This window comes from Chitinophaga sancti, from assembly GCF_034087045.1.
GTDB classification, from domain to species: domain Bacteria; phylum Bacteroidota; class Bacteroidia; order Chitinophagales; family Chitinophagaceae; genus Chitinophaga; species Chitinophaga sancti_B.
On record NZ_CP139247.1, the window covers coordinates 4,415,882 to 4,438,083 of the forward strand.

Genomic DNA, 22,202 nt, shown 5'->3' on the forward strand with positions numbered 1-22,202 from the left:
CTATATTGGGCTTCTGAATAATTCCTGGTTATGCGATACAAACTTCATCGCTGTCTTACAGCGCTATTATTGTCCGGAACAATTTCCGTGGCTCAGACGCTTACCGTCAAAGTAAACACACCGCAACACACTGTTCAACCCACCATGTGGGGAATCTTTTTCGAAGACATTAACTTTTCGGCAGATGGCGGCATTTATGCTGAACTGGTCAAAAACCGCTCGTTTGAATTTGCCCAGCCTTTACAGGGATGGAAAGTGATCAAAGAAGCCAGTAACGGCAAAGTCCTGATCGTAAACCGTGCCCCTGAAAATGCGGCCAATCCACGCTATGTTCACATTACTGCTGCTGGCAATTTCGGCCTTTTCAACGAAGGTTTCCGTGGCATGGGTTTCAAAAAAGGAGAAACGTACAACTTCTCTGTGCTGGCTGGTAATACCACCGGCAATCTTACAATTAAGGTAGTCCTCCTCAACGATAAAGGAACCCCTATTGGCACTGCTACCGTAGGCACTCCCGGCAAAGACTGGAAAAGGTACACTACCAGCATCACTGCTGGTGAAACCGTGGCCAAAGGCGGGCTGCAGGTCTTCTTTGAAGGCAATGGTACCGTAGATGCGGATATGTTCTCCCTCTTCCCGGCTAATACCTGGAAACAGCGTCCTGGTGGTCTCCGTACAGATCTCGTACAACTGCTGGTTGACCTCCATCCTGGTTTTGTCCGTTTCCCCGGTGGCTGTATCGTGGAAGGTAAGGACCTGGTGAACCGTTACCAATGGAAAAAGACGGTAGGACCCATCGAAGACCGTACCCTGATCGTGAACCGCTGGAATACAGAATTCCCGTACCGTGCTCCGGGTGATTACTATCAAAGCTATGGGCTTGGGTTCTTTGAATACTTCCAGCTTTCTGAGGACATCGGCGCCGAGCCACTGCCTATTCTGAACTGCGGCATGGCCTGCCAGTTCAATACCGGCGAAGTGGCGGCAGATGAAGATGTGCCTGCTTATATCCAGGATGCCCTTGACCTGATCGAATTTGCCAATGCCGGCACCGATACAAAGTGGGGAAAACTAAGGGCCGATATGGGGCATCCCAAACCTTTTAACCTGAAAATGATCGGGGTGGGCAATGAACAATGGGATAGCCAGTACATAGCCCGTTATAAAATGTGGGAAACCGTGCTGAAGACCAAACACCCTGAGATCAAACTGGTATCCGGCACAGGTCCGTCACCTGACGATGAGCGCTTTCACTATGCGTGGTCCCAGCTGAAAGGTTCCAAAGCCGACCTGGTAGACGAACATTATTATATGGCGCCTGACTGGTTCCTGCATAATGCTTCCCGCTACGATAATTACGATCGTAAAGCGCCCCATATCTTTGCAGGGGAATATGCAGCCCACATCAGGGATAAGGAGAAAGATCAGCCTGAAAGCCGCAATACCTGGGGGAGTGCCCTGGCCGAAGCCGCATTTATGACCGGCCTGGAAAGAAATGCGGATGTGGTGAACATGGCTTCGTACGCACCGCTGCTGGCTCACGTGGACGCATGGCAGTGGCGCCCTGACCTGATCTGGTTTGACAACCTGCGATCTGTAGGTACGCCAAATTACTACGTACAGAAGCTATTTGCCAACTACAAAGGCACAAACACCGTTCCTGTTACAGAAAATGGGAAGGTCCTCACTGGGCAGGACAGCATTTACGCCAGTGCTACCATTGACGCAACCAAACACCAGCTGTTGCTGAAAGTGGTAAATGCTTCCACAGCTGCCCGTCCTTATAAGATCCGGCTGGATGGTGCTACGACTACCAAAGAGGCTGCTGTACAACAGATCCTTACCGCTACGGACAAACTGGCTATCAATACTTTGGACCAACCGTTACAGGTAGCTCCATTGCAGCAAAAGCTGACTGTTACAAAAAACAGTGCCAGCGTAACCCTGCAACCGGCCTCTGTGAACGTTTTTGTGATCCCATACAAGTAATAAAATACTCTTCCCATTCAGCCCATTTTTCTGCCGGTGGTAGAAAAATGGGCTTTTGTATATTTATTGAACAGCATGGCACGTTTTTTAGTTAAATTAGTAACGGATGAGTATCTGTCTTGAAATGTTCTTTTATGTTCAACAAACTCATATTCTTTTGTTTCTTTGTTTGTAAGTGTGCTCCTATACAGGCACAGGACTCTCTTCCACGGTGGAGCCTCCAGAACTGCCTGGATTATGCAAAAACGCATAATATCACACTGAATAGCTTACGCCTGAACCGCAGTATTTCTGAACAGGACCTCTTATTATCCCGGTCGGCAGTATTACCCGGCGTATCTGCTTCCCTTGCACCTTCCGTGACCTATTCCAAGGTGACTGACACGAATGGCGACCTCAGATCCCGGGTGACTACCTCGGGCTCTACGTCGGCCAGTGCTTCCGTTACCTTATACAATGGTGGGTATCTCAGAAATGATATTAAGCAAAAGCAGTTGCTGGTGCAGGTGGCTGGTCTGGACCTGGCGGCTTCAGTAAATGATATTACCCTGAGCATAACTGAGGCCTACCTGAATATACTGCTGGCAAAGGAGAACATTGTGTATGTCAGGGATGTAGTAGCTACGTCGGAAGCCCAGGTAAAACAAGAACAGCAGTTCTACGATGCGGGTACGGTGGCACTGAAGGACCTTATTCAGTTGCAGGCGCAATTAGCCAATGATAAATATACCCTGGTGGCGGCGGAGAATACCCACCGTCAAAATATGCTGACGCTAAAGCAAATATTGCAATTGCCACCGGATACGGGTTTTACCGTGGTGGAACCGGATACAATTATGTCTAATCCTGTGTTGACCACTTTGTCAGAAGCAAGGAAAACAGCATTGGATAATCGTCCTGAAGTGAAAAGTAGTGAGCTGAGTGTGGAATCGGCTAAAATAGGGGTACTGAAAGCCCGTTCCGGTTACCTGCCTACATTGTCAGCAGGAGCAGGGATAGGGACCAGTTATACAGATAACAGTTACTATTCATTCATGCGGCAGATGGACAATAATTTCTACCAGCAAATAGGGGTGACGCTCTCCGTGCCCATCTTCAGCAGGCGGACGAATAAGGTAAATGAAGCACTGGCAAAACTGGAAGTGGGGCAGGCGGAACTCACGTTGCAGAATACACGTACTACCTTGTCTTACGACGTAGAGCAGGCTTATATCAATGTGCTCAATGCCCAGTCACAATATGATGCGGCTGTAGAGCAATTGCGGTATACACAGGAAGCCTACCGCATAGCGAATGAGCAATTGAAGATCGGCGCTACCAATACAACGGAAGTGCTGGTGCAGAAAAATCTCTATGTACAGGCGTTACAGTCTTATATACAGGCTAAGTATAGTTCCGCGCTGTATATCAGAATCTATGATTTCTACAGGGGAGTACCTGTTACATTGTAAAATTTGTATAAACTGATATAGGATGAATAAAAAGGTCCTTATAATTATATTGGTCGTGGTGGCTGTATTAGCCGTATGGTTTTTCTTTTTTAGAAAGAAAGAGAAACTGGTGATGATTGAAACGGAAAAGCCCCAATACGGTCATATCTATACAAGCGTCACAGCGACGGGATATGTGCAGCCGGTAGATACGGTTACAGTAGGTACGCAGGTATCTGGTACGCTCAAGTACATATATGCAGACTTTAATTCGCAGGTGAAGAAAGGCCAATTGATCGCTGAGCTGGATAAGGTATTGTTGCAGGCAGAGGTGGATCGGACCAAAGGTAACCTGGCCAGTTCGCAGAGTCAGCTGGTCTATGAAGAAGCACAGTTCAAAAGAGAAGAACAACTATATAATGTTGGTGCGGTGAGCAAGGCTGACTATGACAATGCGAAGTACCTTTACCAGGCGGCGAAAGCAGGTGTGGAAAGTGCCCGGGCATCGTTGGCGACAGCGCAGCGGAACTTGTACTTTACAGAAATTTATTCACCGATTGACGGGGTTGTTCTGAGCCGTTCAGTGAGTGTAGGACAGACAGTAGCAGCAAGTTTTAGCACGCCAACCTTGTTTGTATTAGCGAAAGATATTACGAAGATGCAGGTGCAGGCCAATGTAGATGAGGCGGATATCGGTAATGTAAAAGATAGTCAGCGTGTATCCTTTACGGTAGATGCGTTCCTGGAGGATGAATTTTCCGGCAAGGTAGAGGAGATACGGTTGAAACCTTCGGTGTCTTCAAATGTGGTGACATATACCACGATTATCAGTGCACCAAATGAAGATATGAAATTGAAGCCGGGTATGACAGCGACGGTAACCATTTATACGGCAGAGAAGAATCATGCGTTACTGGTGCCTGCAAAGGCGTTGATGTTTAAGCCGGATTCAGCGATGTCAAAGCAGTTTACAGTGGTGAGTATAGCGCCTGCGGCAGCGGAGAAGCATAAGTCATCAAAACCGGTGACGGGAGGGGAGCAGGATACGGTAAGGAGGCAGCATGCGGATACGTCGAAAGTAACGGCTACTTATGTGTGGGTGAGACAGGGAGATTCGTTGGTGCAAAGAAAGGTGATCATTGGGTTGAATGATAATACGCATGCAGAGGTGATTTCAGGGCTGACAGAAGAAGATGATGTGATAACGGCGATGACACAGGTGGCAGCAAGTAAGGGGGCAAAGACTTCAGGGTCTGGTAGTAGTCCATTTATGCCGCAGCGGAGAAAACGATGATCTGATATCTTTCATTAACAAGCGGTTGATGATTGTTTTTTTCGATTCATTTGCAGGCGTTTTTTTCGTCTGTTCCATTCATTATAAACGATGAGCAAAAAGATACTGGAAATACAACAAATCAAAAGGGAATTCCATATGGGCACAGAAACCGTTCGTGCGCTCAAAGGCGTCACCTTCGATGTGTTTGCGGGTGAGTTCGTCACCATTATGGGAAGCAGTGGTTCCGGTAAAACAACTTTACTAAACATACTGGGTTGTCTTGACAAACCTACGGAAGGTACCTACTTACTGGACGGTGTAAACATCGGACAACTTTCCCGGAATGAACTGGCGCAGCTACGTAATCGTAAAATAGGGTTTGTGTTTCAGTCATACAACCTGCTTCCGCGTACATCGGCATTGGAGAATGTAGAATTGCCTTTGCTGTACAATATGGAGATCAGTCATGAGGATCGTCGTAAGAAAGCCATTCATTCACTGGAAGCGGTGAAGTTGGCAGAGCGCATGGATCATACGCCCAATCAGCTTTCTGGTGGACAACAGCAGCGTGTAGCGATAGCCCGTGCGCTGGTAAATGAACCTGTGATGATATTAGCGGATGAGGCGACGGGAAACCTGGATACGCGTACCTCCTACGAGATCATGGCGCTTATGCAGGAACTAAACAGGGAGCAGGGTAAAACAATTGTCTTCGTTACCCACGAACCTGACATTGCTGCATTTAGCAGCCGTACGGTCACATTGCGCGATGGGAAAGTGGTGAAAGATACAAAGAATGAAAATGTAAGATCAGCAAAGGAAGCATTGGCTTCCCTGCCGGTCTCAGATGATTATTAAATGTATGAATATATTAAACCTCATCAGGATTGCTTTCAAAGCCCTGCTGCGCAATAAGCTGCGGGCTTTTCTGACCATGCTGGGTATCATCATCGGTGTGGCGGCTGTGATAGCTATGGTGGCGATTGGACAGGGGAGTAAGCAGAGCATTCAGTCACAGTTATCCAGCATGGGATCCAATATGATCACGATTATGCCCAGCAGCAATGTAGCTGGTGGAGCCAGGCTGGGAGGGTCCTCTGTCAATACCCTGACCATTGATGATGTGAAGGCCATCCGTAAGCAGGCGGTAAATGTAAGTGCGGTATCGCCAGCAGCAAATAGCAGCGGACAATCCATCAATGGCGCGCTGAACTGGCCGACTACTATTTATGGCGTGAGCCCGTCTTATTTAGATATTCGTCAATGGGCCCTGAAGGACGGTATACCTTTCAGTGAAGAAGATGTTCGTGCATCAGCAAAAGTGTGTTTATTAGGCCAGACAGTGGTGACAAATTTATTCCCCAGTGGCGATAATCCGATTGGGAAAATCATTCGCTTTAATAATATTCCTTTCCAGGTAATAGGTGTGCTGGAAGCCAAAGGACAAAGCTCTTTCGGTCAGGACCAGGACGATGCGATCCTCGCGCCATATACGACTGTGCAGAAGAGGATATTAGCGTCTATTTATTTTCGTACCATTTTCGCTTCTGCCGTGAGTGAAAGTGCTTCGGATGCGGCGACAGATGAGATCACGGGTATACTTCGCAAACAGCATCGTCTGCGTGCAGCAGATGAGGACGATTTCCAGGTGCGCACGATGGCGGAGTTGATCGCTACATTGAGCTCTACGAGCAATTTGCTGACTATATTATTGACGGCAATAGCCGGAATTTCGCTGGTGATAGGAGGGATTGGGATTATGAATATCATGTATGTGTCAGTGACGGAACGTACGAGGGAGATAGGGTTGAGGATGTCAATAGGCGCGAGGGGTATTGATATATTGATGCAGTTTTTGATAGAGGCGATTATGATTAGTATAACGGGAGGGATAATTGGGGTGGTATTAGGAATCACATCGGCGAAGTTGATATCAATATTTTTGTCCTGGCCAACGTTGGTGTCGGAGTCGTCTATAGTGTTGTCGTTTTTGGTATGTGCAGCTACAGGTGTGTTTTTTGGGTATTATCCGGCACAGAAGGCATCGAAGTTAGATCCTATAGAGGCGTTGAGGTATGAGTAGGATATTACGTTTAGTTGATCATTATCCTGCAAATTTTTTTGCAGTAAGAATAAATTATTTTATCATGAGAGTAAAGTACGAAGAGCTTAAACAGGTTTTTATAGAGAAATTGATTGACCTTGGTTTTGACACTGCAAAGGCCGGCATTGTCGCCGGTATCTTTGCTGATAACAGCCGTGACGGTGTCTATTCCCACGGATTAAACCGTTTTCCTGTATTTGCGCAATTGATAAAAGATGGCCTCGTAGACCCCAATGCCACTCCGGAAATGGTAGAGAAATATAGTCTGATTGAAACATGGGAAGGATACAATGGTGCTGGTATGTTCAATGCCACTGTATGTATGGATCGTGCCATTGAACTGGCTAAACAATACGGTGTCGGTATCGTAGGCATCCGCAATACCAACCACTGGATGCGTGGTGGTACTTACGGCTGGCAGGCAGCCCAGGCAGATTGTATAGGTATTTGTTTTACCAATGCAATGGGTAGCATGCCGCCCTGGGGAGGTACAATTCCCCGCCTTGGCAATAACCCATTAGTAATAGCTGTACCCCGCCCTGAACACCCAATTGTGCTGGATATGGCCATGTCTCAGTATTCTTATGGCAAGATGCAGGAGTATGAATTGAAACACAAAGAACTGCCATTCGAAGGAGGATATGATAGTAATGGAGCACTTACAAAGGACCCTGCAGAGATAAGGAAAACGAAGCGGGCATTACCTATTGGTTTATGGAAAGGTTCCGGATTAGCCCTCATGTTGGATGTGCTATTAGGAGCCCTGACCGGGGGACGCTCTGTAGAGCAGATTACAGCTAGTGGAAAGGAGTTTGGCGTGTCACAATGTTTCATTGCGATTCATAAACCTGATTTCCATGAAAGTTTGATAGCGGGTATCTTAGAATATACTAAATCTGAAAATCCGGATCAGATTAGTTTTCCGGGAGAGAATACTTATAAGACAAGAATGGAAAATTTACAGGAAGGTATTCCAGTGAATGAGGAAATGTGGAAGCAGGTAAAATCTATTTAAGTGAGATTGGAATTGGGTTTTCTTCTGAAATATATCGAAGCCCAATTCCAACTATTGGTCATATGGCGCTCATTATTTTGTTCAAAAGTAAAATTGAATTGCACACATAGCAATTAATCAAACGATATTGTGTTTAATATCCTACAAAAACTTTCTTAGATCGCAATCCTTTCTGCGAATAGTAACTTACTATATAGATGCCGCTGCTGAAAGAAGGTCCCAGGTCGTGATAACCTTTGCCTGATAATTGTTGACGCAGGATTACCTGTCCGGACATGTTACTTAGCATAATGCCGGCTTTATCTCCTGAAGCAAGGTCCAGGTATACGTATATTTTGCGGCCGGCACTGTACACGTTAAATGTATCAGTCGCATTTTCTTCCGATGGAGAAAGGTCTTTCAGACTAAATACCAGCGAGAAGCGGTTGTTGTATTTTCCTGTTTCAATAAGTTGGCGATAACTGGGGTTGCGTTGCAGGTCCTGGGTAATATTTGTTTTTTCATCATGCAGATAAATGTGCAGACCGGAAGGTATTCTCTCAAGGTCCTGTACTTTAAACGTAATCCATCCTGACCTTTGCGTGATCAATCCTAACGGTATCCTGCTGGTGCTATCCTGCACATAAGGAAGGGCATGGATAGATAGTTTTGTCGTATCGGACAATGAATAGAGATTAGGCACCAAAGGATCTGTATTGATCAGTTTAAGCGCATCCATTTCAGGGTCTGTTGAAAGGGTAGCGGAATTATCAAAATAGATAACAGTTGCATCTTCCGGCATAGCTTCATCTGCAAAGGATGCATTGAGGCGAAGTAATGGTACGGTTGATGGTGCATCCCTGTGATAGTTAGGTGTCAGGTTGTTTACCCTGGCGATATTATTGACAGCAAAAGATGCGGTAACAGGATAGGTGCCATTGCTTACATGGACAAAGAATCCCTGCATGGCAGGAATGATATTATTGGCTATGCCATCGCTGGAAATTCCATTGATATAAGTGGAGTAAGTACCGGTATATTGGTTGGTAGTACCGGCATTGAAATAATAAAGCGCGTTATCAATGTTTGTTTTTGTCCATCCCCCCGAAGCGTTCCAGTCAACCGGAGAAGGGTAGGGATTTCCTGCCAGGTTAAAACCGAGTGTGTACGGTTGGTTATGGTTGTATATTGTTGGCGAGGTAATGTTACCATTATTCACGACGCCTGTCATATCAATTGTTTTAGGCGATGAAGAACTGCCAAAGTTGGCAGAATATCCCACCATGGGTGTGAGTATATTCGTAGTTGTTGTATAGACAGTATATCCTGAGGAAGCCTGGTTCTCTACGTACTTATAAAAAGTAGGGAAGGTGGCGGCTAGGTCCAGGTCATTAGCAAATTCATTCACTGTAGCAGCTGTGAAAGGGGAGCTGACATATTTATAACCAAAACCGGAAGCCAGGTAGCGTTGCATGGTTACGTTACCTGTTACAGAGCCCGATCCACTGCCATCTATCAACGCTGTTTGCGTAGCTGTGGACAGGAGGGTAAGGAAACCACCTGTGCTGAACTGACCGGTAGTGGCTTTTAATATGCCGGAGACCTGCAACGTACCGCCTAATGTTACGCCTGCACTATTATTTATTGTAATGTTTTTGATCAGGTTACCTGCAAATGCGGCCGCAGGTATTGTTTGTGCCGTGATGCTTATAAGTTCGATGCTGCCATTACTGGTAGTGAAAGTACCGCTATTGGTAATAGTACCTGCAATCTGCATGGCGCCACCATTGACAGTGACAGAAGCACCGTTTTGTATAGTAATGCTTTGAACGGTAGCTGTACCCGTGGTTATCACCGGGTAATTGGTTAAACTGGAAGGAATAATCGCATCAGTGGTAATGAGCGGTGCAAACCCGGTTGACCAGTTCCCGTTAAGATACCAGTCGGTGCTGGTAGCGCCTGTCCAGGTAGCGCTGTTTACCAGTTCACCTATTGCAATATCTCCAACGAAGCTAAGTCCTGTTCCCTGTATAGAAGTAGAAAGAGGAGAAACCGTAGAAGGTAAAGACCATGAAGATCCATTATAACTGGCCACCTTAAAGTTTGCGGTAGTAGCTCCTGCATCTACGTCTGTAGCTACCCAGTTAACTGTAACAGATGCTGTTGTGAAAACAGTAGCGTTGTTGGTAAATGACCAGTAGCGGTTTACACTTTTGTTAGTGTTAATACCTGAAGTACTGATGTTGGGATGATCCGGAGTGGTGGTTACAGCGCTGAGATTGCCGGAATTGGTAACACTGGCATAAAGGACTGTAGCCGGTGTATAAGAAGTATTATCGCCTATTTCAAAAGTGCGGGATACAGCAGAGCCGGTAGCTATATTTTTCTGTAATTTCCCATTTACCCATCCGGTACCCTGTGCGGCCCCTGTGACGCTACCACCTGCTGGAATTATTACACTAAAACTGCTGCCTGTTTGTATCTTACCTGCACTGAATTTAAGTATCCCGTTTGTTGTTACATTAGAGGCAAGTGTGATGGGGTTTGTCGTTTTATTAACGGTGAGATTATTGAATGCTCCGGTGGAGTTGATACTTTGCGGTGCTGTTCCGTTAAAGACAAAGGTACTTCCTGTATTGGTAAAAGTACCACTTGTCATATTCCAGTTGCCATTGATGGTATCTGAAAACGTTCCCGGCACAAAGGTGCCATTGGTGAGGGTGAAGTCACTTAATATATATAAAGCAGCAGTAGCTGTTTTAGTACCGGTGGTTGAAATGGTGAGATCGCCATATGGTGTAGCAGAAGATACTGTTTGCGTACTTCCGTTATATTCTACACTGCTTAACGTATCGAATGCATATGTGGTGAAGGTGGGCAATGAATTTGTACCACCTATTTTAAAAAATGAGTTGTCCTCAATGCTGAATGTTCCGCCAGCGGGGTCCTGGGTGATGGTAAATGTAGCGGCATCCAGTATGCCGCTGTGAATATGCAGATCTGTTACAGCCGTTATGTTTTTTGCCAGCGTGGTAGTAGCGCCGGTATTTTTTCTGATGGCAATCTGTGCCAGATCAAAAGAAGCGGCTGTTCCGCTTATTACAGAAGGAGTAGAACCAGTCATCGTGACGGTTCCTATGGTAGCATCAAAACTATTGTTATTGGTAAAGTTATGAGATACGTTAAAATCACTGTTGGCCATAAGGGTGCCTGAGATCGTCAGATCATAGAAGGTGGTTCCAGGGCTGCCGGTAAGTTGTGCGTTGGTACCACTCAGCGTAAACAGGGAGGTGCCGCCATTTAATGTACCATCACTTTCCATATCTCCTGCCACGGTAAAAGTATTGCTACCCGCGTTAAAAACAGCATTATTCGCTATCAGGAAGTTGCCTGTTATATTCCAGTTGGCTGCTGGTGTTACGCCGTTGATATTGGTGACGTTTACATTATTTAAAGCGGTAGGTGTACCTGTAACAATTATAGCGCCTGAGCCCCCGAATATAACGGTACCAGTGCTTGAAAAACTGGTGCCTGCCAGTTTGATGGTTTGTGTTGCGGAAGGAATGAAATTGATTGTACCACTGCTGGTGACAGTACCATTATTGGTGAAGCTTCCGAGGATATTATGTGTAGGAGCTCCCCCATTAAACGTAGCGCCGCTGCTGATGTTGAATGCAATGGCTATGGTCCAGTTTACGCTTGGATTTATCCCTGCAGTATTATTGATGTTGAGTGTTGCAAATATGGGGGCGCTGGTAGAGTTCAGTACAGGAGAAACATTTCCGTTAAAATTGATGATACCGCTTGAGTTCGAGGTAATGGCATTTAACAGGCGGATGGTTTGCACACTGGTTCCTGCGAATGTAGTGGTACCGTTACTTATTAGCGAGCCACTGTTGGTCAGGTCTCCGCTTATTGTTGCCTGACCGGAACCCCCATCGAAGGAGCCGGAGGAAGTAATGTTTAACAGACCATTGTAGGTGATATCGCTTCCACTTACAGCATAACTGCCATAAATAGTTAACTTGTTAAAGGTGGTATTACCTGTAATGGTTTTACTGCTTCCATTCAGGATGACAGTACCTGTACCGGAAGTAAAGGTACCGCTGTTGACCCAGTTACCGCCCAGGTTTATGGTATTGCTATTTGCGTCGAATGTGGCGCCGCTGTTGATGGTGAGGTCACCGTTCACTGTAAGAGGCCCCGTTAATGTTTTAGTGCCGCTGTTACTGAATATAATGGTGCCCACAATTATCGGTGGTATAGTTTGTGCAACGGTACCATTAAAGTGTATAACACTGGCATCGCCCACAATATAAGTATTGAAGTTTGCCGGTACATTATTAGCCCCACTGAGCAGCAATGTTGTTCCATTGGCAGCGGTAAGTGTACCACCGACAGAACTTCTGTTAATAGTAAATGTTGTAATATTCAATGTACCGGCGCTAAATAATACATTACCATTAATTGTTAAATTCCCGGTAAGTGTGGCCGTACTACCTGGTTTGTTAATCGTAAAATTATTAAATGTAGTGGCAGAAATGGTTTGTGGACCACTGCCATTGAGTAAAATGGTACCGCTTAATGATAGGAAAGTACCACTGTTATTCCAATTGCCGCCAACAGTAGTAGTGATGCCATCACCATTCAGGGTGGCACCTGAGGCAATGTTTACATCTCCGGTTATAGTGGAGGAGGCGTTGATATCCAGTTCACCTGATGTGACGGTAAGATTACCATTCACAGTAGTCGGGGAATTGATAGTTGCGATACCAATTGTTTTATTCACGACAAGATTGTTGTAGGTGACTCTTGCCACGGTTTGTGCGACACTGCCATTATAAGTAACAGTGCTGGTGGAGGGGGTGAAGGTACCACTGGTGTAATTAAAGTCATCGCCTATAATCAAGGCGCCCGCCCCTGAGAAGGTCACATTGGCACCACCTGATTCAGTCAGCGAACCTGTAATAGTAGTGGTACCTGTTCCCATGTTAAGATTGATTGCATGGCTTGTTGTACCATCACTGAGCGTCAGATCTCCGTTTACGGTAATATTCTGGTTATTGGCATTGATAGTATGTGTGGCATTGGCTGACCATGTACCGCTGATATTTCCCTGTGTGGTTAAAGAACCACCGTTATTTAATGTGAGCGTAACTGCCTGCACGCTTCCAAACGTGATACTTTTTGCTACGGCTGCACTCGTAGCAATAACAGGTTGATTGGTAAAGGCAGTTGTGCCTATTTCCACGATATCTGTGGCCGCCGGTGGTCTTGAAGGAGTGCCCTGTACGGTTGTCCAGTTGCCTGCTGTAAACCAGTCACTGCTCACAGAGCCGTTCCACCGTACCAGGCTTATATCATCAGAGAGCGTCCAGCGGTTACTTACGTCCAGTAATAAGATTTGTTCAACGTAATTAGAGGTGGTACTGTTAGTTGTTTTGCCGGATACCCCCCATGTTGACCCATTATAATGCCATAGCTGGATGGAAGATTCATTATTACCATTCAGTTCTGCATCTTCGTAGTGTAACCGGAGTGTAGCCAGGGATACAACCGTACCTGTTAATTGAATATTATATACCCGGTTAATAGACCCTCCAAATGGGAAATCACTGATCGATCCTTTGGTGACCGTTACGGTAACAGAAGTAAGCAATAAGTTCACCCCTGAAAATGTGATGGTATTATTAGGTCCTTCAAATGCATAGGCGGTGCCTGATGCAAAACTATGTGTGTGTTTTATGGTACCTATTATAATACCGTTTCCGCTACGGTTTGTTGTAATATTGATAGTATTGCTGCCGGTTTGCATGCCACCACTGGTCATATTCAGGGTAGCTGCATCCACATTACTGAGGATAGTCACCTGGTTGGAAGTAGCAGATTTGTTGATGGTGAGAGTATTGAAAGTAGTAACACCGTTGATAGTAACATCTGTAGTACCTGTAAACGAAACGGTGCTGGTTGATGCAGTAAATGTACCTGTTGTCGTCCAGTTCCCTAGTATTGTATGTGAAAATGAGGACGCATTAAAAGTGGTGGATGCTGCAATTGTAAGATCACCGTTTACCGTAATCGCGCCACCTGCTGTTTTAGTACTGCCATTAGATAAGATGAGATTTCCATAATTGCCTGCCGTAACGGTTTGTGCACCACTGCCATTATAGTTGACCGTATTGGGAGTAGAGGTCGTCACATTTAAGGTACCGGCAGTTATTGTATAAGCGCCTGCAATACCAAGTACGGCGTTAGTGGATAATTGAAGTGAAGTACCATTCAGTGTTACATTAAAAAGGTTGGCTGTTCCGTTGAGTGTGCTGGCACCCGTAAAGGTACCAGTACCCGCACTGGCAGTGAAACTACCGCTTACGTCAATGGAATTATTCACTGAAAAATTATTGGTAGTTGTAATGGTACCTGGAACAGATAATGCGCTGAATGTGATTGTACCACCTCCTACAATGGTTTTAGCAGTGCCGCTCATGGTGACAGTGTTGTTGGTGTTTGTAAAACTACCGGAAACGGATAGATTACCTGTTACTGTAATACTGCTGGTGGAGGCTACGGTCCCGGAAATGGTGAGGTTATCAAATATAAGACCTGTACCTGTAATTGTTTTTGTTGTACCGGATAGTGTGAATGTACCGCCGACGGCATGTGTAAATGATCCTGCCCCTGTGGTAGCCAGGTTACCGGTTACGGTGATATTGCTGGTAGCTGCAGCGGTAATATTGGAGGCATTAAGAGAAAGATTATTGAAATTATGTGTGCCTGTACCACTGATAGAAGAACTGGCACCTGCTATATTAACTGTACTGGTATTTCCTGTGAAAGTGCCGTTATTTACCCAGTTACCAAAAATATTATGTGTGAAGCTGTTGCCGCTGAAAGTAGTGGAAGCGCCTATTGTTAAGTTACCGCTTATTGTAATATTCGATGCTGCTGTAAAGCTCACAGATGTACCGGACCCGATCGTACTTGTGAGGTTACCTACTACTGTAAAGTCGGTGGCAGGCATTGTTTTTATGGCGGCCCCGCTGGATGAGGACAATGTCAGGTTACCGTATGACATTGTCGCAACGCTTTGATTGGTACCTGAATATTCTACTGTGCTGGTTAAGCTAAGGGAGTTGGTACTGTAATTAGCCGGGAATGTAGTGGTACCACCTATTTTCAATGTGGCGCCATTGGATACAGTCAGGGTACCGCCTGCAACAATGGTACCCCTGTTAGCAGTGAAAGTAGAAAGGTCCAGTGTACCTGCACTTACCGTGATGTTTCCTGCAGTAGCGGTAGTGGAATTCAATGCGTTTAAGTTCCCACCGGCAGTTTTGGTCCCGGATCCACTGATTCTGAGCGTGGAATAGGTAAGTGATTGCAAGACAGTTTGATTCACCAGGGTAGCGCTGTAGTCAACGGTTGATCCTGCGGAGAGCGTAACGGTTCCGGATTGTGCGTAATTGCCTGCAAAAGTGGATGCATTCACCTTTAATATACCGGATGCTCCCACGGATAATGTGGTGGTTCCGGATATGACTAAAGGAGTGGCATTTTCTGCGGGGATGAATGTGCCGTTCACGGCAAAAGTAGTGGTAATAGAAGTGTTTATATTCAAGGTAACAGTACTGCCTGCGTTCACAGTTACCTTTCTGAAAGTAGAAGAAACAGTGCCACTTATTGACTGGGTAGTGCCTGCAAATGTTACTCTTGAATTAGTACCTGAAGTAAAGTAGATACCGTTGTTAACCCAGTTGCCTTTAACAGTAAGGTTAACGCTTGACTGGTTGATCCTTCCGCTGGAAGCAATGGTGAGGTTACCGGCCACGGTCAGACTTTTATTCTGCGTCAGCACAGGTGTTCCTGTACCAGCACCAACAGTGAGTGATTTACAGGCAGCAGAAACGTTTACAGTAGGCTGGAAGGGACCTGTAAAACTGGCATCCCCAATCACTGCATCTACAGTAGCTGTAGGTACACCGGCAGTCCAATTGCCGGCATTATTCCACGAAGTACTGCTGGCACCTGTCCAGCTTGTCTGGCCCATAGTGAAGAGAGGCAAAAGCAAAAGGGCTGACAATAATATTTTTCTGTGAATGCGCATATGCTTTGCTATTAATGCTCTTTGTGATCACGGATCTTAGAGGTGGTAAACTCAAGTCCATCTATTACATCTCCATCCCTGTTGTTGGTTATCTGGAAAGGAATCGTCAGTGGAGTAACTTTCATTCTCAGGTTATGTACCTGCTGTTTATCCAGTTCAGCAATATATTTGCCGGGTGTTAATCCTATGAAATTGAAATATCCATCGGACTCTGTCTGAATACATGCTGCCTGTGAGCCATCCTCTCTCAGGATACAAACCTTCATACGCGACAGGCCTTTTTTCTCATCGTTACTGTCTATCTGGTATACATAACCGGCTACTTCCCCTATAATCGAAACAGGTACTTCAATCAATCTCAATTGGTTAGGTTCAATCATTACACTGATCACGGGTTTCTTTATCTGCCAGGCTATATTTTCAAAACTGCTACGTTCCAGCTGAATGAAATAGTTTTCGTAGGCTTCCATTTCTGTGATACGTACAGTGGTATCACGCAGATCATGGAAAACCCTGCCTCCATTGGAATTTATTCTAAGGCCGCATACTCTTGGTTCACCAGGGTCTCTTTTTCCATTGCCGTTCAGATCAAGGAAGGGGAGGAGCACCACGCCTCCGGTACCTACACGGCTGCGGCTGGAAGCACTGGTGTAGCCGGTTTCACCGTTATGCATCAGGCTTCCCCTGGCTGATTGTACCAATGATGTTACGCCGCTGCTGCGTAGTGCGGAGAAGCCGATCTGTGAAAATGAAAAGTCATATCGTAGACCGATCGTGATATTACTGACGTTGTTTCTGAAATTTTTTTCAAAAGATGCATTGACATATCCATTGCGGAAAAAATATTTTCCTACTTCGCATCTTGCCGTCATCACTCTGTGAGCATTATATTCATATTGCACCTGTGGTGTAACAATTAATTGTCCGGGCAGGCGGAAGGCTAATGCGAGGTTACTGTACACGAATGCTTTTTCTTTTGGCAGAAAAACAGCATAGGTGGTGAAGTTGGTGCCTACCTTGTACAGCGAGCCGGATAACAGCCAATCTACCGTAGTATAATTGCTTTGAGGTAAAATGATCTGGTCGAGTGTAATCCTGGTGAACAATGAAAATGTGCGATTCAAAAAAGGTTTGGATATGACCACTTTCCGCTCTTCCCGGTAGTTGTAGATAATTGCTTTCTGATTTTTCGCATAGCGGGTGTAATCAAGGTCCAGCTGAAGATTGGATGGCAGCCGGTAACTCAATATCCCTCTTGTTCTCACACCATGTGTATACTCACCAGAAAATAACATAGTAGGCGTAATCCGCAGGGATGTAATTGCAAATGGCATTATTTTCTTTCCGTTTGAAACGGAGGAGAGGTATTCAACACCACCACCTAAGGTTATGCGGCGTGTAAGGCCATAGTTCATTTGTACACGCGAGAACCGGCTGTGTAGACTATCCTGAACAATGCCTCCGCTGGCTGTATATTCAAATTCATGTAAGGGAAGAAAATTAAAGGGGATACTGATATTTTCTTCGCTGGTACGTTCTTCTCCCCAGGGGCCATAAAAACGGAGTTTCAGGATAGAGTTGCCATATACCAGGGGTACCTGGAACGTAAAAAATCCGGATGCATCGGCGGTGGTGTAATCTACAAGGGCATCGTTTACATATAGTTCAACTGTCCAGCCGGGGCCGGTGAAATTACTTAAGGTAAAGGATCCGAATGAACGGCGGAAGGAGGTAGAAGTATTAGTAACTTGAAATCCTACTACCGGATCAAAGATAGAAGATGTAGACTGTGTAAAAATCTTTCCTGCAATGATCTGCCGTAGTGCATGGTGATCATTGTTTACATAGCGCCAGCGGTAATATTGCTGCCGCTCGTCAAAAGGTCTTACTGCATTACTATCATGGCTGTAGCGTTGTTGCTGACGGGCATAATCATTATAATTAAGAGATACGGTTGCTTCTCCGCCGGCGAGGGTTGCACCCATGGACAGATTCAGCCAGGTGTTTTTTACACCTGGTAGTTGTTGCGTGGCCACCACCGACCAGTCGGCAACACCAAACTGAAACAGGGGATAACGGCGTTGGATAACTGTATCTGCTTTCACCTTGCCTCTCAGGCGGTTAATATTCCGGCGCATCAGTTCCTGTTTCATTTCACGGATGGCGGGTAATTCCACTTTTGTATTCAGTGATATGGAGAGATTACGGAAATTGAATTTACAGTCCAGCCCAAACACTTTACTGAAGTAACCAACTTCCAGATAAAGGCTGGTTTCTGTCAGTACAAAATCATTCTTATGGAGGTTAAATACTTTACCCTGGTAATGAATCCGTTTATTGACTTTATCTATCAGGAAAGGGGCATTTTCATTAATAAAATATCCGTAAACGCTATCCATGCCAGCGGATATATTATTCCTGATCTTTAAAAAATTAAATACGTCTGTAATGGAGAGGTATACGGAATCATTATTGACAACACCGGAAACTTCCTGTCCGCCAAGGCCCGGAACTACCATGAATACGGATGTTTCATAAAATGGAGGATCATCTTCTCCGATTGCATGAGCCGTAGAAAGTGCTGTGAGTATCAATAACAGAACACACAATGTCATACGCAGGGTGCCGCGAATGATTTTGGTGATGCTGTTATTGGTTGATATCATTTTTTATTGCTGTATAAATGTGACCGAAAAGGTACCGCTATACGACCCTGTCGGATTTGCGAGTGGAACACCTACTATGAGTGTGCCACCTATCCTTACCAGTGTTCGTGCAGGGGAGGTAGCGGTGGCAACGAATGGAGAACCTGTACTGGATGTACCTATATGCATGGATAATGTTCCCCCGTTGCTGCCTGTGAGCGTTGCATCCGAACCGTTCATGATGGTAATGAGGGTACCGGGATTAGCATCTACTTCAAATATGGCAGGAGAAAATGGAAAGCCCAGATTAGCCTGTACGATGCTTCCTGTTACAACTCTTGAACCATCAGGGTAAATAGTAACAGTGCCGCCTGTTGGACCCTGGAAGAAAGCTCCAAAAATGAGCCCCTGTGCAGGATTAACATAAATAGAAATAGGCCGTGGAGGCGGCTCCTGTGCATGGGCTGATAGTTGTACAAAAAACAGACATGTTAATACACCTGCCAGCGTATTCATTATGTTACTTCCGGATGGAATTTTACGAATCATCGTTTGAGGTGTATGGTCTATTCTGCTTTATTTTAATTCGAGTTCGGTTTGCGCAAGTTCCGATGCTGGTGTGTTATCAGTCTTAGTGTTGTATATTACCTGTAACCTGCCTTTATGAAAATTAATCCCTGCTTTATTATCAAGCTTCATATGAAAATGGCGTTTTGTATTTGGAGTATATATGGCCAGCCCGTTTACAGTACCTACTTTTGTTGTTTTTCCCTGCGGAGAAATATAATTGACCGTAATGTCCCCGTATACTGAAAAATTACCAGTACGGGTAAATAACATATTCAATTGGTAAGGGATACTGTCATCCATTGCGAGGTCTGAGATAGTCACTTTTGTAGTAGAGGCACCTATCCTTATAATGACAGGAATAGTAATACCAAAAACAGGAATTAGTTTTACAGATATTCCTGCGGAATCCATTGCGGGTATCTGTTCACCTAAAGGGTTTTCATGAGGTACAGCCCGGAAATAAATATGAGAGCGGTATTCACCTGCTGTTAACTGATTGGTTTTAATCGTTTGTATTTTTACTAATTGTGCTTCACCAGGCGCTAGTATAACAGTACGTGGAAAATATCGCAGATTACTACTGGCGAAATGTTGTCCGGAATCAGGTTCATTGATCTTGTCAAATGTCCCATCTTCATTCATCCTGATTTCCATGAAAGAGATAAGATATTTTGCACTGTCCTTCCCTGTATTAGCCAGGTTCAGTTCCTGCATTTTCTTTTGTCCTTCAAAGACCACTCTCACCGGTGTAATTAAAAGGTTTCCCTGTGCTATTGTTTTTATTGGTAAGACCCAGGCAATAAAAATTATAAGTAAAATGGATTTCATAAATAAATTAATTGGAAATCAATGTCGTTTAGTTAAGCTCCGTTAGGAGCAACGGGTTTGTAGCATACAATAATATTCTCTTTGTGTTTTATTATTTAATGCACGTTTCCTTCAAACACCGGGCTTCTAACGGCGCTTATTATGTATTGTTACGAGCATTAGTATGCTTAACTAAACGATATTGAATTGAAAGTACTGAGTGCGGTATCTGTACTGTAACCGGTATAGGTATATGATATGGTTAGTTATAATTTACAGTTACATCAAAGGGGGTATCTGAAACATATACACCTGATGGTTGTGCAGCACCAACATTCAGCGTGGCACCAACATTCAGTGTTTGTTCTCCTGCAGTTAATTGACCACCTGCTCCTGATGGTGTACTGGTAAACAGTGTTACTGTCATAGTATTAGCGCCGCTGCTGATAGTATGAGCTGAAGAAGGTAATGTAACCGTGTAAGTGTATGCTCCGGTACCACTTACAGTAAAGGAGGCTGCAGAGACTGTTCCTGCAGTGGTTGGAAGGGTAACACCATTTGTTCTGGTACGTCCGCCGGCAGGTGATAAGACCACTGTACCACCTGTAGTGGATTGAACGGCAACATTACCAAAGTTCATATCAACATCTTTCGTAATGCTGATAGGTGTAACAATGGTGGCGGTAGCTGTGGCAGAGGCAGTTTCCTGGGCATGCACACCGGTAGCTATACCTGCCATCACAAAAGTGGTAAGGATAAGATTGTTTTTCATGTTGTTTTTAATTTTTCTATATGTTGAGAAATAATTACTCATGGGGAATTAAGTGATTATTCATCACCTGGTTGTGAGGCCTTAAAAGATGCATTACTATGGGTTATTTTATGAATATAGGCTAGATTAACATTCTTATGTAGGTAAAAGAATGCATGCGCGGAACATTGGTTATTGCATAATCAGACAATGCATATTACAAATATTTTCCAATATATAAAAAAACTTTGTTGATAGTCAAAGCTTAAGCACGCTCCAATATTAGCCGAAATTCGAATAAACATTAAATGGAATTTGGTTATTTATCTTAATGTCTCCTTTGGCAAAATGTAATTCCGTTTGTGATCAGGTTTTCCTGAATTTTAATGTCTTTAATTTTTATTATCTATATGTCCATTTGACTTTGCCAGCTCATTCAAGCAAATGCTTCATCTTACAATTGCATTTCGAATTAGACAAATAAATTAATTTCGTATAATGTACCTCAGCCTGGAATCCTATCAGTCATTTAATTCAGCAAACTCCCATGAACAAACTTCTCATTTTCGCACTTTTCTATTGCAGCTTCTCTGCTCTTGCCCACCACAGAGCCTTTGCCCAGAACAAACTCATCGTTTTTCAAACTGACTTCGGTCTTAAAGATGGGGCCGTTGCAGAAATGAAGGGAGTCGCTATCGGGGTATCTCCGGCGCTTCAGTTATTTGACCTTACGCATGAGATTCCTGCATACAATATATGGGAGGCAGCATACCGTTTACAGCAAACGGCTCCTTACTGGCCTGCTGGTACCGTGTTTGTCTCTGTGGTAGACCCCGGTGTGGGTTCTGCCCGAAAATCTGTGGTATTAAAAACCAGGAGCGGACATTTTTTTGTCACTCCTGATAATGGTACTCTTACCCTTGTAGCAAAACAACTGGGTATTGCCGCCATTCGCGAAATTGATGAATCCCGTAATCGCCGTCAGCACTCCGGGGAATCTTACACTTTCCATGGCAGGGATGTATACGCCTACACCGCTGCCCGCCTGGCTTCCGGCACGATCACCTTTGAACAGGTAGGTCCTCAACTACCAGATAGCGTGGTACGGATCCCTTTCCAGGAGCCTGTTTACAGGAATCATGTCATTAGTGGTAATATTCCCGTACTGGATATTCAGTATGGAAACATCTGGACCAATATTGACGGCGCTACTTTAAATCAATTGAAATTACAAACAGGCGATACCCTGCATGTGAAAATTTTCCACGGTGATACATTAGTATATAACGGAGATATGCCTTACGTAACTACCTTTTCCGCAGTGCCGGATGGCGCGCCACTGGCTTATCTCAATAGCCTTCTAAATGTATCGTTTGCATTAAACATGGAAAGCTTTTCTTTAAGATACCACATTTATAGCGGACCCGATTGGAAAGTAGAAATTAGTTCAAAAAATGGATAAGCATAAAAATTGCGAAAAAGGAATGAACAGAATGAATAAACTTTTTATCGCACTTTTTTGCTTAATTTCA

12 protein-coding genes are annotated in these 22,202 nt (G+C 44.6%); 7 read left to right on the plus strand and 5 right to left on the minus strand.

The window, feature by feature from the left end:
• Positions 1 to 30: 30 nt before the first annotated feature.
• From SIO70_RS18025 to yiaK, 6 genes are all read left to right on the plus strand, one after another.
• Positions 31 to 1,989, plus strand: a complete 1,959-nt coding sequence (locus SIO70_RS18025; RefSeq protein ID WP_320572929.1) for an alpha-L-arabinofuranosidase C-terminal domain-containing protein — start codon at positions 31 to 33, stop codon at positions 1,987 to 1,989.
• Between the two features lie 134 nt (positions 1,990 to 2,123).
• Positions 2,124 to 3,440, plus strand: coding sequence for a TolC family protein (locus SIO70_RS18030; protein ID WP_320572931.1), 1,317 nt, complete (start codon positions 2,124 to 2,126; stop codon positions 3,438 to 3,440).
• Between the two features lie 22 nt (positions 3,441 to 3,462).
• Positions 3,463 to 4,713, plus strand: coding sequence for an efflux RND transporter periplasmic adaptor subunit (locus SIO70_RS18035; RefSeq protein WP_320572933.1), 1,251 nt, complete (start codon positions 3,463 to 3,465; stop codon positions 4,711 to 4,713).
• Positions 4,714 to 4,803: 90 nt separating this feature from the next.
• A complete protein-coding gene (locus SIO70_RS18040; RefSeq protein WP_320572935.1) occupies positions 4,804 to 5,553 on the plus strand; it encodes an ABC transporter ATP-binding protein in 750 nt (249 codons plus the stop codon).
• Positions 5,554 to 5,557: 4 nt separating this feature from the next.
• On the plus strand, positions 5,558 to 6,778 hold the full coding sequence (locus SIO70_RS18045; RefSeq protein ID WP_320572937.1) for an ABC transporter permease: 1,221 nt from the start codon (positions 5,558 to 5,560) through the stop codon (positions 6,776 to 6,778).
• A gap of 64 nt (positions 6,779 to 6,842) precedes the next feature.
• Positions 6,843 to 7,814: a 3-dehydro-L-gulonate 2-dehydrogenase gene (gene yiaK / locus SIO70_RS18050; RefSeq protein WP_320572939.1), complete on the plus strand. Its 972-nt coding sequence runs from the start codon at positions 6,843 to 6,845 to the stop codon at positions 7,812 to 7,814.
• A 133-nt stretch (positions 7,815 to 7,947) separates the two neighbouring features.
• Here yiaK and SIO70_RS18055 read toward each other — a convergent pair whose 3' ends face one another.
• From SIO70_RS18055 to SIO70_RS18075, 5 genes are all read right to left on the minus strand, one after another.
• Positions 7,948 to 15,897, minus strand: coding sequence for a hypothetical protein (locus SIO70_RS18055; RefSeq protein WP_320572941.1), 7,950 nt, complete (start codon positions 15,895 to 15,897; stop codon positions 7,948 to 7,950).
• Between the two features lie 11 nt (positions 15,898 to 15,908).
• Entirely contained in the window at positions 15,909 to 18,563 is a 2,655-nt protein-coding gene (locus SIO70_RS18060; protein WP_320572943.1) for a hypothetical protein, read from the minus strand.
• 3 nt (positions 18,564 to 18,566) lie between these two features.
• Positions 18,567 to 19,091 (minus strand): DUF4402 domain-containing protein, encoded by a 525-nt coding sequence (locus tag SIO70_RS18065; protein ID WP_320572946.1) that lies wholly within the window; start codon positions 19,089 to 19,091, stop codon positions 18,567 to 18,569.
• A 27-nt stretch (positions 19,092 to 19,118) separates the two neighbouring features.
• Positions 19,119 to 19,940: a hypothetical protein gene (locus SIO70_RS18070; protein ID WP_320572948.1), complete on the minus strand. Its 822-nt coding sequence runs from the start codon at positions 19,938 to 19,940 to the stop codon at positions 19,119 to 19,121.
• 241 nt (positions 19,941 to 20,181) lie between these two features.
• Positions 20,182 to 20,691 carry a DUF4402 domain-containing protein gene (locus tag SIO70_RS18075; RefSeq protein ID WP_320572949.1) on the minus strand — a complete coding sequence of 170 codons (510 nt, stop codon included), beginning with the start codon at positions 20,689 to 20,691 and terminating at the stop codon, positions 20,182 to 20,184.
• 526 nt (positions 20,692 to 21,217) lie between these two features.
• On the opposite strand from SIO70_RS18075, the gene SIO70_RS18080 reads away from it, so the two are divergent.
• A complete protein-coding gene (locus tag SIO70_RS18080; RefSeq protein ID WP_320572951.1) occupies positions 21,218 to 22,132 on the plus strand; it encodes an S-adenosyl-l-methionine hydroxide adenosyltransferase family protein in 915 nt (304 codons plus the stop codon).
• Positions 22,133 to 22,202 lie beyond the last annotated feature (70 nt).